Raw genomic sequence first — 14,263 nt, 5'->3', positions numbered from 1 at the left:
TTAGGGGCCGCGATCCGGTGAGGGAGCCCCAACGCTGTGTGACGAGCCCCACACGTCCGTGAACGGATCAGCCGCCCTGGCCGGGATCCCGCCACATGAGCCAGATCGGCGGCGCGCCCTTACCCGACAGCGCCAGCTCCCGCGTCACCCGGAACCCGAACCGCTCGTAATACGGCACGTTGCGTTCCTTCGAACTCTCCAGATAGGCGGGGATCCCCTCGGCGTCGCAACGGTCGAGCCGCGACCGCAGCAGCGCAGTGCCCAGCCCGTCGCCCTGCGCCGGCGGATCGGTGCCGATGACCGCCAGGTACCAGTGCGGCTCCCGGGGATGGTGCTTCTCGACCTCGCCGAGCGTGCGCAGTGAGGCGGGCGTCCGCAAGCCGAAGGCGCGGATCAGCGGCACGGCCTGGGCCACCTGCACGCGGACGGGCACGCGCCAGCGGTCGGGCGGGGCCCACAGCGCCGCCGCCTCCGTCCGCGCGCCGCGCCCAACGGACTCGGTGCCACCGGTCGGGAGATGCACCCGGCGCAGCATCACCTCGAACAGCCCGGTCAGCCGCCGTACGCGGGTGGCGTCGTCCGGCACCAGCCAGCTCCAGAGCGGATCGTCATAGAAGGCGCGGCCGAGGACGGCCGCGATCGCCGCGGCGTCGCCCGCACCCGCCGACCGGACGACCAAAGACGTTCTGGGCTCGTCTGTCATGATGCGCGGCCTCCCGGGGGACGCGCTGATCTTCACCGTCACGCGCCCACACGTCAAGAGCACACGAAACCGACGTCCGGACAAGGGACCTCAAACGGGTGCTCGCCGCCGCCCGACCGCTTCCTATAGCACGGGTGGGCTGGATGAGTTGGTGTTTGCCATGGGTCACGCGGTGCACCCGACGACCGGCGGTTGGTCCGCGCGATCGTCGCGTTCGGCCTGGTCGAGCCGCTACGGCGAACGGACGCGGCCGTGCTTCGGACGGGTGCTCGTCGCCGTCCGACCGCCTCTACGGCCTAGGTGGGCTGGATGAGTTGGTGTTTGCCAAGTGTCACGAGGTGCACCCGACGTCCGGCGGTTGGTCCGCGCGATCGTCGCGTTCGGCCTGGTCGAGCCGCTACGGCGAACGGACGCGGCCGTGCTTCGGACGGGTGCTCGCCGCCGTCCGACCGCCTCTACGGCCTAGGTGGGCTGGATGAGTTGGTGTTTGCCAAGTGTCACGAGGTGCACCCGACGTCCGGCGGTTGGTCCGCGCGATCGTCGCGTTCGGCCTGGTCGAGCCGCTACGGCGAACGAGCGCGGCCGTGCTTCGGACGGGTGCTCGCCGCTGCGCGACCGCCTCTTTGGCCTGGGTGGGCTGGATGAGTTGGCGTTCTCCAGGGGTCACGTGGTGGGCGCCGACGTCCGGCGGTTGGTCCGCGCGATCGTCGCGTTCGCTTCAATCGAGTTGCTACGGCGAACGGAATGCGGCCGTGTCCGGGTGCTCAGGACCTTGGACGACGCCGGGGGCGGCGGTCGGCGCGGGCCCGGCTAAGTTCCTCTAGGACGAGGGTGGAGCCGATGCCGAGCAGCCAGGAGTCCTTGGCCAGCGGGACGCCCTGGGCGGTGGGCCGCACACCGCCGGGCTCCCGCATGCCGGGCAGCCGCAGGTACAGGCCCGCCAGTCCGCCCGCGAACGCGGTGAGCGCCGCGCCCGCGACCAGCGACGGGACCAGCGGGAGCAGCAGCGTGGCGCCGAGCGTGACCTCGGCCGTGCCGAGCCTGCGGGTGAACTCGCGAGGGTCCTGCGACGCCAGGAACGGATAGGCGGTCTTGGCCATGCCGTGGGTCTGCTCGGCCTGCTCGTCTCCGCCCTTGAGCTTCGACAGCCCCGAGTTCAAGACGAACGCCCCGACGATGAGCCGGGCGGGCATCTGGTGAGTGCGAGCTAGAAGACGCATCGTCGGTTCATTCCCGGCGTCCGTGCTCTACACCTGCCGCCAGGTCAAGTACCGTTGACGGACGTGACGGCTCGACCGGACGGACCACCGCCCGCACCCGAATGGGCCCCCGAACGCGAGGTCACCCCGGAACTCGCCGCCGCGCTGGTCGGACGGAGCTTCCCCGGACTGCGCGGCGCCTCCGTGGAACGGCTCGCCACAGGCTGGGACAACACCGTCCTCCTCGTCGGCGGGCGATGGGCGTTCCGGTTTCCACGCCGCCGGATCGCCGTCGCCGGGGTCGAGCGCGAGATCGCGACACTGCCCGTCCTGGCGTCGCGGCTTCCATTGCCGGTGCCGGTGCCGCGCTTCGTCGGTGAGCCGTCCGGCGACTTCCCGTGGCCGTTCTGGGGCGCGCGGATGATTCCGGGCCGCGAGTTCGCCGAGGCCCGCCCGCCGATGGGGCGGCGGACCGCCCTCGCCGCCGAGACCGGCGCCTTCCTGAGGGCCCTGCACGATCCGGCGCTCGCCCGCGAGGCCGGTGCCGGGCTGCCCGTCGACCCGCTCGGGCGGGCCGACCCGGCGCGGCGTGCGGAACAGACGGTGGACCGGCTCGACGCCCTCGCCGACCTCGGCGTGTGGGAGCGTGACCGGGCCGTGGACGACTTCGTCTCCGCCGCCCTCGACCTGGAGCCGCCCGGTGGCGAGCCGGTGCTCGTGCATGGGGACCTGCACGTCCGGCATCTGCTGCTCACCCCGGACGGGCGGGCCGCCGGAGTGATCGACTGGGGTGACGTGTGCCTGGCGGACCCGGCCCTCGACCTGTCCCTCGCCTACGCGGGGTTCGACGGGCCCGCCCGCGCCGCGTTCCTGGACGCGTACGGGGCGGTGCCCCCGGATCGGGAGGTCGCGGCGAGGACGTTGGCGGTGAATCTCAGCGCGGCGCTCGCCCAGTACGCCGCCGCCACCGGGCGCGCGGCGTTGCTCGCGGAGGCGCTCGCCGGGATCGGCCGCGCGGTCGCCGAGTGACGCGTGGGCGTGGAGGTCAGTGACGCATGTAGACGCGGACGACGGTGCCGTCCGGGCCGGTGTGCATCCGGACGAGGTCGGCGAGATGGTTGACCATCAGGATGCCGCGCCCGCCGTCGGGGCTCATGTGGACGGGCCGCCGCCCGGCGAGCGGGTCGGTGATCGTCCCGGCGTCGCGGATCTCGCAGACGACCTGGCCGTCCTCCGACCACAGCCGCGCGGTGCCCGCTCCGCCGCCGTGCAGGCACGAGTTCGCGGCCAGCTCGTTCGCGGCCAGCTCCAGGTCGCCCACCGCCCGTGGTCCGAGGCCGAGCCGCGTCGCCCAGCGGGTGACGAAGTCGCGGACGAGGGGCAGCGCGTCGAGGTCGAAGCGCATCGTCACCGCGCCGGTCGGCTCCGGCAGCGGCCTGTTGTAGGCGCGGATCACGCGGTCGGGCGCGTAGTCGGCGCTCACCTTCTCGCCGTCCCCGTCGATGAGGACCGGGTGGGTGGCGCGGGCGTCGGCGATCGCGACGTCGTCCAGACCGGACGTGTCGTAGGGGCACAGGATCGACACGCCGCGTCCCTCGAACGCCAGGTTGATCAGCGCCTCGTGCTGGGCGCAGGCCGGATACTCGGTGGCCGACCGGCCGGGCCATATCGGCTCGCCGATGATCCGCACCCGTCCGGTAGTGTGCCGGTCGGCGAAGTCGCGCAGGACGCCCGGAATGATCCGGCCGGGGTTGCGTCCCGCCTCGGACATGTCCAGCCAGGACACCTCGGCGGCCAGGTCGCCCACGGCGTTCCGCAGCACGGTCAGCCGGTCGCCCGGCACCGCGACGGCGACCGGCTCGCCGGCCGCACGGCCGTTCCTGATGAACGGGACGGTTCCCGCGAGGTATTCCTCGTCGCCCCGGTAGAACAGGGCGGGGTGGTAGAAGGCAGCAGGGACGACTGGACCGCGCGGCAGCGTCCCCGGCCCCCCGGGACCGGGACTCACGCGGTCGCTCCATTCAAGGCGAAGGTCATCTGCACGTGCATCGGGTCGAGCGTACGCGCCGGAGAACGCTGAGGCGAGGCGACCCGTGGACCGTGTCCCCCGCGCCGGGCGTCACTCCGACTGAACAATGGTCACGGCGACGATTACCCGCCGATGACCGATAAAAACGGGCGAAGACCACAAAATTATAGACGCGGCCGCTGACGTGCGGCCATGGGCCCCCGAAACCGTTCCGCCGGGTGCCGCCGGGGGGCTCAGCGGTCGCGCAGAAGCGCGGCGTCGACCACGTCGGTCAGCCGTCCGCGCCTCCGGTAGGCGTCGCGTTGGCGCTCCGCGCCGGTCCCGCCCGCCAGGAGGCGCCGGACGCCGTGCGAGACCGCGCCGAGATCCCCGGAGTCGCGCAGCGCGGGCAGCACATGCGCCAGCAGGTCGGCGGTCAGCTCCCGGAACCCGGCGGGACGTCCCGTGCGCAGGTCCAGGCCCGTCCCGGCCAGGCCGTCCCGCGCGGCCAGCCAGTACGCCGCGCGCAACAGTTCCTGCGGCGGGTCGGGCGCCTGTTCTCCGGCCTCCACCGCCGTGGACGAGACCTGCACCAGCGCCCGGATCAACGCGGCGAACACGGCGGCGTCCGCGGCGGTCGGGGCGACGTCGCCGAGCCGGATCTCCACGGTCGGCAGCCGTGCCGACGGTCGCACGTCCCAGAAGATCGTGCCGGTGTCCATCAGCGCGCCGCAGCGCAGCAACGTCGCGACCAGGTCCTCGTAGTGGGCGGTCGACGTGAAGAACGGCGGTGGTCCCGCGACCGGCCACCGCGCCCATGTCATCGCCCGCCAGCAGGCGTGGCCGGTGTCGCGGCCGGCCCAGTACGGCGAGTTCGCCGCCAACGCCAGCAGCGTCGGCAGCCAGGGACGCAGGTGGTTGCTGACCTGCACGGCCCGCTCACGGTCGGGCATCTCGACGTGGACGTGGCACGAGCAGATGCTCTGTTCGTCGTCCAGACCCCGGTAGGTCGCGCGGCTCTCCGCGTAGCGGGCCCCGGCGCCGATCGGCGCGGGGATCAGCTCTCCCAGCACCGGCGTTCCGGTCGCGGCGAGCCGGACGCCCTCGGCCGCCGCGCACGCCGCCATCGCGGCCCGCATCGCGCGGACCTGCTCCTCCAGCTTGCCGAGATCGTCGCACGGCGGCGTCTTGGCCTCGGCGAGGAAGTCGACCAGCTCGGTGGAGGCGCGCTCGCCCAGTGCCGCGGTGGCCCGCCGCACGACGGCGGCGGCCCGGGGGACCACCTCCCGGGACACGGGATCGACGACGAAGTACTCTTCCTCGATGCCGAATCGCGGGGCCATCCCACCACCTCGGAGTTGGGAGCGACGCAGGCGGCCTTCTTCGAAGGTACGTCGCCGTGGCTCCGAGGGCTACTGCCGGGGCTCGTCCACGACGACGTCGGTCATGATGTCGACGGCGAGCGCGACGATCCCGCCGAGGACGGCCAGCGCGGCGCCCGCCCCGAAGATCGCCCAGTTCGGGCCCAGGGTGATACCGACCCCGCCGATGATGAATCCGACGAAGATGATGGTCACCGCGACCCAGGACTTGGGGCGCCCGGCGTGGCTGCCAGTCGACATGCGTTCGTCTTCCCTCTACGAGGTTCCGGTGGGGGCTACGACGCCGAACTCTAGCAACGCGACCCCGCGCGGTGATCGGCGGTCCCCTACTTGACGACGGATCGTCGGGCCCCGCTTTAGAGTCGCATTCGGTCCCTCGCCTACGATCCGGGACATGACGGTGCCGCCTGAGCGACTCGAACTGGCCGCCGCCTTCCCCCCGGCCGAACGTGACCGGTGGCGGGAGATGGTCAAAGGGGTGCTGCGCAAGTCCGGCGCGGCGACGGAGGACACGCCGCTCGACGAGATCGAGGGCCTGCTGACCCGCGACTCCTACGACGGGGTTCCGATCGCCCCGCTCTACACCCGGGAGGACGCGCCGCCGGGCCGTCCCGGGCTGGATCCATACGTCCGGGAGGTCCGCCCGGACGGGGAAGGGATCGCCGGATGGGACGTCCGGCAGCTCCACGCCCACCCCGACCCCGCCGTCACCCGGGACGCGATCCTCGCCGACCTGGAGAACGGCGCCACGTCGGTCTGGCTGCGGCTCGGCGGCGCCGCGGGCGGGCTGCCCGTCACCGCCCTGCCGGAGGCGCTGCGCGGCGTCCGGCTCGACCTCGCGCCCGTCGTGCTGGACGCGGGCGCGCGGACGACCGAGGCCGCGGACGCGTTCCTCGCCCTCGCCGCCGAGCGCGGGAACGCGGCGGACGTGTCCGGCAACCTCGGCGCCGACCCGCTCGGCCTGGCCGCCCGCACCGGAACGCCCGGGTCCCTCGACGAGGCCGCCGCGCTGGCCGCGCGGTGCGTCCGGGAGTTCCCGCGGCTGCGCGCGGTCGTCGCCGACGGAACCCCGTACCACGACGCGGGTGGCGCCGACGCCGAGGAACTCGGCGCGGCGGTCGCCGCCGGAGTCGCCTACCTGCGCGCCCTCACCGGCGCCGGGCTGGGCGTGGACGAGGCGTTCGCCCAGATCGAGTTCCGTCTCGCCGTGCACGCCGACCAGTTCGCCTCGATCGCCAAGCTCCGCGCCGCCCGGCGGCTGTGGGCGCGGGTCGCCGAGGTCAGCGGCGCCGCCGCCGGGACGTCGGCGCGGATCCACGCCGTGACGTCGTCGGCGATGATGACGCGCCGCGACCCGTGGGTGAACATGCTGCGCACCACCCTCGCCGCGTTCGCCGCCGGGGTCGGGGGAGCGGACGCCGTCACCGTGCAGCCGTTCGACGCCCGCCTCGGCCTGCCGGACGACTTCGCCCGCCGCATCGCCCGCAACACCCAGACCCTGCTGCTGGAGGAGTCCAGCCTCGCCCGCGTCGTCGACCCGGCGGGCGGGTCCTGGTACGTCGAGAGCCTCACCGAGGGACTCGCGAAGGCCGCCTGGGCATGGTTCACCGAGATCGAGAAGGCCGGTGGACTCGCCGCCGCACTCGCCTCCGGCCTGGTAGCTGACCGGCTCGCCGCGACCTGGGCGCGGCGCCGCGCCGACATCGCGCGGCGCAAAGCCCCGCTCACCGGCGTCAGCGAGTATCCCCATCTCGCCGAGACGCTCCCCGAACGCGTCCCGGCGCCGCCGGCGCCCGGCGGCGGACTGCCCGTCGTCGCCTACGCGCAGGACTTCGAGGCCCTCCGCGACCGGTCCGACGCCCACACCGAGGCGTCCGGCACCCGGCCCAGGGTCTTCCTCGCGACGCTCGGACCCATCGCCGTCCACACGGCACGCGCGTCGTTCGCGGCGAACCTGTTCCAGGCGGGCGGCGTGGAGACGGTCACCGGCGCCCCCGAGGAGTTCGGCGCGTCCGGGACGACCGTCGCCTGCATCTGTTCCAGCGACGGACTGTACGAGGAACGGGCCGCGGAGACGGCGCGGGTCCTGCGGGAAGCGGGCGCGGTGAAGGTCTGGCTCGCGGGTAAGGGAACCTACGAGGGGGTCGACCGCACGTTGCACGCGGGCTGCGACGCGATCGACGTGCTGGAGACCACCCTCCGTGACCTGGGAGTGAACGAATGATCCCCGACTTCAGCGAGATCGACCTCGGGGCGCCTCCCCCCGCCGACGAGGTCGCCGGACGGTGGCGCGCCGCGGCGGCCGGCGGCGCCTCCTCGACGCGGGACGCCGTCGAGGACTGGGACACGCCCGAGGGCATCGCCGTCAAACCGCTTTACACCGGGGACGACCTGGCCGAACTCGACTTCCTCGACACCTACCCGGGCATCGCGCCGTTCCTGCGCGGCCCGTACCCGGCGATGTACGCGACCCAGCCGTGGACGATCCGGCAGTACGCCGGGTTCTCCACCGCCGAGGAGTCCAACGCCTTCTACCGGCGCAACCTCGCCGCCGGGCAGAAGGGCCTGTCGGTCGCGTTCGACCTGGCCACCCACCGCGGCTACGACTCCGACCATCCGCGCGTCTCCGGCGACGTCGGCATGGCGGGCGTCGCGATCGACTCCATCTACGACATGCGGCAGCTCTTCGACGGCATCCCGCTGGACCGGATGAGCGTGTCGATGACCATGAACGGCGCCGTCCTGCCCGTGCTCGCGCTCTACATCGCCGCGGCCGAGGAACAGGGGGTGGCTCCCGAGGCGCTCGCGGGGACGATCCAGAACGACATCCTCAAGGAGTTCATGGTCCGCAACACCTACATCTACCCGCCGCGGCCGTCCATGCGGATCATCTCCGACATCTTCGCGTTCACGTCGCGGCGGATGCCGAAGTACAACTCCATCTCCATCTCCGGCTACCACATCCAGGAGGCCGGGGCGACCGCCGACCTGGAGCTGGCCTACACCCTCGCCGACGGCGTCGAGTACATCCGCGCCGGGCGCGAGGCGGGCCTGGACATCGACGCGTTCGCGCCCCGACTGTCGTTCTTCTGGGCGATCGGGATGAACTTCTTCATGGAGGTCGCCAAGCTCCGTGCCGCGCGGCTGCTGTGGGCGAAGCTCGTGAAGACGTTCGAACCGAGCAACCCCAAGTCGCTGTCGCTGCGGACGCACTGTCAGACGTCCGGCTGGTCGCTGACCGCGCAGGACGCCTACAACAACGTCGCCCGCACCTGTATCGAGGCGATGGCCGCCACGCAGGGCCACACCCAGTCGCTGCACACCAACGCCCTGGACGAGGCCCTCGCGCTGCCGACCGACTTCTCCGCCCGGATCGCCCGGAACACACAGCTCGTCCTGCAACAGGAGTCGGGGACGACCCGCACCATCGACCCGTGGGGCGGCAGCGCCTACGTCGAACGGCTCACCTACGACCTCGCCCGCCGCGCCTGGGGCCACATCACCGAGGTCGAGGACGCCGGGGGCATGGCGCGGGCCATCGACGAGGGCCTGCCCAAGCTGCGCATCGAGGAGGCCGCCGCCCGCACCCAGGCCCGGATCGACTCCGGTCGCCAGCCCGTCGTCGGCGTCAACAAGTACCGTCCGGACACCGAGCAGCCGATCGACGTCCTCAAGGTCGACAACGCCGCCGTCCGCGCCCGGCAGATCGAGAAGCTGCGGCGGCTGCGGGAGGAACGCGACGAGACCGCGACCCGGGCCGCGCTGGACGCGCTGACCCGCGCCGCCGCCGCGGCCGAGGACGGCGCCCGCCCGCCCGGCCTGGAGCACAACCTGCTGGCCCTCGCGATCGACGCGGCCCGCGCCAAGGCCACCGTCGGGGAGATCTCCGGCGCGCTGGAGAAGGCGTACGGGCGGCACGCCGCGCAGATCCGTACGATCTCCGGTGTGTACCGGGAGGAGGCGGGGCGGGTGACCGCCATCGAGAAGGCCCGCGCGGCGACCGGCGCGTTCGAGGACGCCGAGGGCCGCCGCCCCCGCATCCTCGTCGCGAAGATGGGGCAGGACGGCCACGACCGCGGCCAGAAGGTCATCGCGACCGGGTTCGCCGACCTCGGCTTCGACGTCGACGTCGGCCCGCTGTTCCAGACCCCCGCCGAGGTCGCCCGGCAGGCCGTCGAGGCCGATGTGCACATCGTCGGCGTCAACTCCCTCGCCGCCGGGCACCTGACGCTGGTGCCCGCGCTGCGCGAGGAGCTCGCCGCCCTCGGCCGTCCCGACATCATGATCGTCGTCGGCGGCGTCATCCCGCCGGGGGACTTCGCCGAGCTGCGCGCCGCGGGCGCCGCCGCGATCTTCCCGCCGGGCACCGTGCTGGCGGACGCCGCGCTCGGACTGCTGGACGAGCTGACCGCCCGGCTGGGGCACTCGGCGCGGTGAAGCCCGCTCTGGACGACTACGCCGCGGGCGTGCGGGACGGCTCACGGGCCTGGATCGCGCGGGCGATCACGCTCGTGGAGTCGACGCGTCCCGACCACCGGGAGCTGGCACAGAAGCTGCTGGTCGAGCTGACCCCGTACGCCGGGGACGCCCGCCGCGTCGGTATCACCGGCGTGCCCGGGGTCGGGAAGTCCACGTTCATCGACGCGCTCGGCACCCGCCTCACCGGCGCGGGGCACCGGGTCGCCGTCCTCGCCGTGGACCCGTCCTCCACCCGGACGGGCGGCAGCATCCTCGGCGACAAGACCAGGATGCAGCGCCTCGCCGCCGACCCGAACGCGTTCATCCGCCCTTCGCCCACCGCCGGGACGCTGGGCGGCGTCGCCAGGGCCACCCGCGAGGCGATGGTCGTCATGGAGGCCGCCGGGTACGACGTCGTCCTCGTCGAGACGGTCGGCGTCGGCCAGTCCGAGACGACCGTCGCCGAGATGGTCGACTCGTTCCTGTTCCTCACCCTCGCCCGCACCGGCGACCAGCTCCAGGGCATCAAGAAGGGCGTCCTGGAACTGGCCGACGTCATCGCCGTCAACAAGGCCGACGGCGAGCACCAGCTGGAGGCCAAACGCGCCGCCCGCGAACTGTCGGGGGCGCTGCGGCTGCTGCGCAGCGACGAACGCGTCCGGGACACGCCCGTCCTGACGTGCAGCGCCAAGGAGGGCACCGGCCTGGACGCGGTGTGGGCCCGGCTCGTCGAGCACCAGGACGGGCTCCGCGAGTCCGGGGAGCTGGCGGAGCGGCGCCGCCGCCAGCAGGTCGGCTGGACCTGGGCGATGGTCCGCGAACGGCTGCTCGGCGACCTGTACTCGCACCCCGAGGTCCGCAGGGTGACACCGGGGCTGGAGCGCGACGTCGCCGACGGCGTCCTCACTCCCGCGCTCGCCGCCGAACGGATCCTGAAGGCGTTCTCGCGGGACCGCTGACCCGTGTTCCCGGACGACCGAAACAGCGGGTTGCCGGGGGGCCGGGTCACGGCGGACGGCGATCAGGTACAACAGTCGGATGGACGTCATCGCGATCGATGATCCGACGGACGCGCAGCTCCGGGAGTGGCACGACGTGCTCACCGTCGCCCACGCCGCGGGCCCCGCCGTGGACCCGGCCCCCGATCCCGGGCTCACCGCGCGGCACCTGCTAGGCGGCGAGGACGGATCGCGGCGGCGGCTGTGGGCGGTGGTCGACGGCGACCGCCTCGCCGGGGTGGCCGCGGTCCGGCTGCCCGGCGAGCCCGGCGCGGGGCGTCCGGGCGAGGTCGACATCCAGGTCAGGCCCGCGCTGCGCCGCCGCGGTCTCGGCGGGCGGCTGCTGGCCGCCGCCGCGGAGGGGCTGCGCGCCGACGGCCGCACCAGCGTGATCTCCCAGGTCCTCGCGGGCACCCCGGCCGTCCCGTTCCTGGAGTCGCACGGCTTCGAATGCGTCCTGACCCTGCGCGGCATGGTGCTGCGGATGGACGACGTCCCGGCGGAACGGCTGGCGCGGCTGCTCGCCGACGGGCCCGCCGGGTACCGGCTCGTCCGCTGGCGCGGCGTGGTGCCCGACGAACACGCCGTGGCCCTCGCCCGTGCCAAGCACGCCATGGCCGACTTCGCCGAGTACGAGGGCAAACCCTGGGACGCCCACCTCGTCCGCGAGACCGAGGAGGTCGTCGCCGAACGCGGCGACGACCTGTACACCGTCGCCGCGCTGTGCGGGGACGTCGTCGCCGGGTTCACCGAGGTCGTCGTGCCGTACGGCGCCGCCGGACGCGCCGCCCAGTACGACACCGCCGTCGTGCCCGAGCACCGCGGCCGGCGCATCGGGATCTGGGTGAAGGCGGCCATGCTGCGGTGGCTGGCCGACGCCCGACCCGAGATCCGCGAGATCGAGACGGACAACTCTGGCGACAACGCCCATATGCTCGCCGTCAACGAGGAGCTCGGCTTCCGCGTCGAGCGCGAGTCCCGCGAATACCTGGCGGACGTCGCCGCTCTCCCCACCTGCTGACCGCACCGCCCCGCGCCGCGGGCCCCGCGTGGGGGGCCGAAAATGCGTTGCCCCGAACCCGGCCGTATCGGCACTCTTATGGAGGTTTCCGGGAAATGCCCGGAAGTCGATAATTGCCGAAGCATTTCCTCGTGGTTCAACGGAAGAACGCCGCACCGTTAATGCGGATGTCCAGGTTCGAATCCTGGTGGGGAAGCGGCACGCGGGCTAGGGAGGTGACCCGGTGAACGTGCTCGTCCTGAACGCGTCGTACGAGCCACTGCAGAAGGTGGACCTGCGGCACGCCATTCGCATGCTGGTGCGCGAGGTGGCGGTCGTGGAGGAGGCGGAGGAAGGCCGTACCTTCGGCCGTTTCCCCGTTCCCCGCGTCCTGCGGCTCGTCCGGTACGTCGCGATGCGGTGGCGGCACGGTCGCCGCCCGCCCTGGAGCAAACGTGGCGTGTACCTGCGCGACCAGGGCCGCTGCTGCTACTGCGGCGGACGCGGCAACACGATCGACCACGTCCACCCGCAGTCGCGCGGTGGTGGCGACACGTGGGAGAACACCGTCCTGGCCTGCGGGAAGTGCAACAACCGCAAGGGCGACCGCACGGTCGCCGAGGCGGGGCTGCGGCTGCTGCGCGAGCCGCGGATCCCGCGCTGGGACGAACTCGTCGGATCCTGACCGGGGGCCCGGATCCGGGGGCCGGGATCGGGGGTCGGACCGCCACGCGGCGGCCCGGCCCCCGACTTCGCGACCCCCGAACCTTCCGTAGTATTAGTATCGCTCTGTGTGATTTCGTGAAGCTTGTGAGGCTTAATTGGTGATTGTGGTAGCGTGCGGCCAATCTTGAGCATTGTTGGCTAGGAGTGATCTTTGGCGGCCCTCGACCCCCGCGCCGGCACGCCCAACCCCCCGCACGGACGAACGGTGGCACGACGCCTCGCGGCGCTCGTCCTCGCGGTCGGAGTGGCCGCCGCGCTTCCACCTGCGTCCGGCAGCGCGGCGTACCTTCCGCAGGAACCGAAGGACTCGAAGAAGAAGTACGCCGAACTCCAGAAGCGCGCCGAGAAGCTGTCGAAGGAGTACCGGGGCGAACTCGTGCTTCTGGAGGAGACGAAGAAGGCCGCCGAGCGCGCCGCCGCGGACGCCGCCTGGGCCGAACGGGAGTACGACACCGCCCGCGCCACCGTCGCCCGCCTCGCGTCCAGCGCCTACATGACCGGCCGGTTGGACGTCGTCCCCCTCATCACCTCGGCGGAGCCGGGCAGCGCCGTCCACGACGCCGCGGTCGTCGAGCACATCAGCCGCAACAACGGTCGCCGCCTGGAGGGCCTGCAGGCCCTCAAGACCCGGGCCACCCGGGCGCAGGACGAGGCGACGAAGAAGATGGACGCCGTCAAAAAGGAGATCGAGGACCTGGAGAGCCAGCGCGCCCGTGTGAAGAAGCTGCTCGCCAAGTACAAGCCCGAGGCCACCCGGACCCGGGCGCCGAGCGGCCGCCCCGACGGGGTGAGCGGCTCCAAGTCGACGATCATCGGGAACTCGATGACCGCGCGGATGCGCACGGTCTTGATGGAGGTCGACGGGAAGTTCGGGCCCTTCCCGGCCATCGGCTGCGCGCGCCCCGGCGACCCCCAGGACCACGGCTCGGGCCGTGCCTGCGACTTCATGGAGAGCACCGGCGGCAAGATGCCGAGCGCGACCGCCCAGGCCCACGGCGACCAAGTCGCCCAGTACGTGATCGCCAACGCGTCCCGCCTCGGCATCAAGTACGTCATCTGGAAGCAGCGCATCTACGACATGCGCAGCAGCGGCGGCTGGCGCACGATGGAGAACCGCGGCAGCGTCACCCAGAACCACTACGACCACGTCCACATCTCCGTCCTCTGATCCGGTGACGTCGTCCGCCGCACTGGCCCACGCCCTGGACGACCCCGCCGATCCGCCGCTGCGCCCGCTGCCCGACCGGGTCGTCGACCTGCTGAGGTCGCTGGACTGCCCGCCCCGGCTGGCCGCCCACCTGCGGCTCGTCCACGACGTGGCCTGGCGGATCACCGACTGGATCGAGCGGCGCCACCCCGGTCTGCGCGTCGACCGGCGGGCCGTGCTGTTCGGCGCCGCGACCCACGACATCGGCAAGTCCGTGCACGTGGCCGAACTGTCCGGGCCCGGCTCGGCCCACGAACCGGCCGGCCGGGACCTGCTGCTGCGCCACGGGTTCGACGACGGCCTCGCCCGCTTCGCCGCCACGCACGCGTCCTGGACGCACCCCGGCGTCACCCTCGACGACCTGCTGGTGAGCCTCGCCGACAAGGCGTGGAAGAACAGGCGCGTCCCCGACCTCGAAGACCTCGTCGTGGCGCACGTGACCCGGGAGACGGGCGGTCCGGCATGGGCGGAGTACGCGGCCCTCGACGACCTCCTCACCGACATCGGCGACGCCGCCGACCGGCGGCTGGCCTTCCAGTCCGCCCATCCGATCCACGGGTGAGGCCCGCCGCGGGTGCGCGC

At 72.9% G+C, this 14,263-nt stretch carries 13 protein-coding genes and 1 tRNA gene; 9 read left to right on the top strand and 5 right to left on the bottom strand.

Going from position 1 to position 14,263, the window contains the following annotated elements; translation table 11 throughout:
* Positions 1-67: 67 nt before the first annotated feature.
* Together BZB76_RS21675 and BZB76_RS21670 are read right to left on the bottom strand one after the other, a co-directional pair.
* Positions 68-703: a GNAT family N-acetyltransferase gene (locus tag BZB76_RS21675; protein ID WP_121436293.1), complete on the bottom strand. Its 636-nt coding sequence runs from the start codon at positions 701-703 to the stop codon at positions 68-70.
* A 764-nt stretch (positions 704-1,467) separates the two neighbouring features.
* Positions 1,468-1,923, bottom strand: a complete 456-nt coding sequence (locus tag BZB76_RS21670; protein WP_121436156.1) for a hypothetical protein — start codon at positions 1,921-1,923, stop codon at positions 1,468-1,470.
* A gap of 63 nt (positions 1,924-1,986) precedes the next feature.
* Between BZB76_RS21670 and BZB76_RS21665 the strand changes: the two genes are divergently transcribed.
* Positions 1,987-2,931 (top strand): phosphotransferase, encoded by a 945-nt coding sequence (locus BZB76_RS21665; RefSeq protein WP_121436155.1) that lies wholly within the window; start codon positions 1,987-1,989, stop codon positions 2,929-2,931.
* Positions 2,932-2,947: 16 nt separating this feature from the next.
* Here BZB76_RS21665 and BZB76_RS21660 read toward each other — a convergent pair whose 3' ends face one another.
* The 3 genes from BZB76_RS21660 to BZB76_RS21650 form a co-directional block, all read right to left on the bottom strand.
* Complete coding sequence (locus BZB76_RS21660; RefSeq protein ID WP_246007098.1) at positions 2,948-3,910, bottom strand: sensor histidine kinase; 963 nt, start codon at positions 3,908-3,910, stop codon at positions 2,948-2,950.
* Between the two features lie 254 nt (positions 3,911-4,164).
* Positions 4,165-5,253: a carboxylate-amine ligase gene (locus BZB76_RS21655; RefSeq protein ID WP_121436154.1), complete on the bottom strand. Its 1,089-nt coding sequence runs from the start codon at positions 5,251-5,253 to the stop codon at positions 4,165-4,167.
* A 69-nt stretch (positions 5,254-5,322) separates the two neighbouring features.
* Entirely contained in the window at positions 5,323-5,532 is a 210-nt protein-coding gene (locus tag BZB76_RS21650) for an HGxxPAAW family protein (RefSeq protein WP_121436153.1), read from the bottom strand.
* 154 nt (positions 5,533-5,686) lie between these two features.
* On the opposite strand from BZB76_RS21650, the gene BZB76_RS21645 reads away from it, so the two are divergent.
* From BZB76_RS21645 to BZB76_RS21610, 8 genes are all read left to right on the top strand, one after another.
* Positions 5,687-7,516 carry a methylmalonyl-CoA mutase family protein gene (locus BZB76_RS21645; RefSeq protein WP_121436152.1) on the top strand — a complete coding sequence of 610 codons (1,830 nt, stop codon included), beginning with the start codon at positions 5,687-5,689 and terminating at the stop codon, positions 7,514-7,516.
* A complete protein-coding gene (gene scpA / locus BZB76_RS21640; RefSeq protein WP_121436151.1) occupies positions 7,513-9,729 on the top strand; it encodes a methylmalonyl-CoA mutase in 2,217 nt (738 codons plus the stop codon). The genes BZB76_RS21645 and scpA overlap by 4 nt, the downstream gene beginning before the upstream one ends.
* On the top strand, positions 9,726-10,709 hold the full coding sequence (meaB, locus tag BZB76_RS21635; protein WP_121436150.1) for a methylmalonyl Co-A mutase-associated GTPase MeaB: 984 nt from the start codon (positions 9,726-9,728) through the stop codon (positions 10,707-10,709). The genes scpA and meaB overlap by 4 nt, the downstream gene beginning before the upstream one ends.
* A gap of 79 nt (positions 10,710-10,788) precedes the next feature.
* Positions 10,789-11,769 (top strand): GNAT family N-acetyltransferase, encoded by a 981-nt coding sequence (locus tag BZB76_RS21630; RefSeq protein ID WP_121436149.1) that lies wholly within the window; start codon positions 10,789-10,791, stop codon positions 11,767-11,769.
* 125 nt (positions 11,770-11,894) lie between these two features.
* Positions 11,895-11,965, top strand: a tRNA-Asn gene (locus BZB76_RS21625).
* Between the two features lie 27 nt (positions 11,966-11,992).
* On the top strand, positions 11,993-12,433 hold the full coding sequence (locus BZB76_RS21620; RefSeq protein ID WP_121436148.1) for an HNH endonuclease: 441 nt from the start codon (positions 11,993-11,995) through the stop codon (positions 12,431-12,433).
* A 246-nt stretch (positions 12,434-12,679) separates the two neighbouring features.
* A complete protein-coding gene (locus BZB76_RS21615; protein WP_121436147.1) occupies positions 12,680-13,642 on the top strand; it encodes a coiled-coil domain-containing protein in 963 nt (320 codons plus the stop codon).
* Between the two features lie 4 nt (positions 13,643-13,646).
* A complete protein-coding gene (locus tag BZB76_RS21610) occupies positions 13,647-14,243 on the top strand; it encodes an HD domain-containing protein (protein WP_170180698.1) in 597 nt (198 codons plus the stop codon).
* The last annotated feature ends 20 nt before the right edge of the window (positions 14,244-14,263 follow it).

This window comes from Actinomadura pelletieri DSM 43383 (assembly GCF_003634705.1).
Classification (GTDB): Bacteria; Actinomycetota; Actinomycetes; order Streptosporangiales; family Streptosporangiaceae; genus Spirillospora; species Spirillospora pelletieri.
Note: the sequence above shows the minus strand (reverse complement) of the source record. Positions and strands in the feature narration are given on the sequence as shown.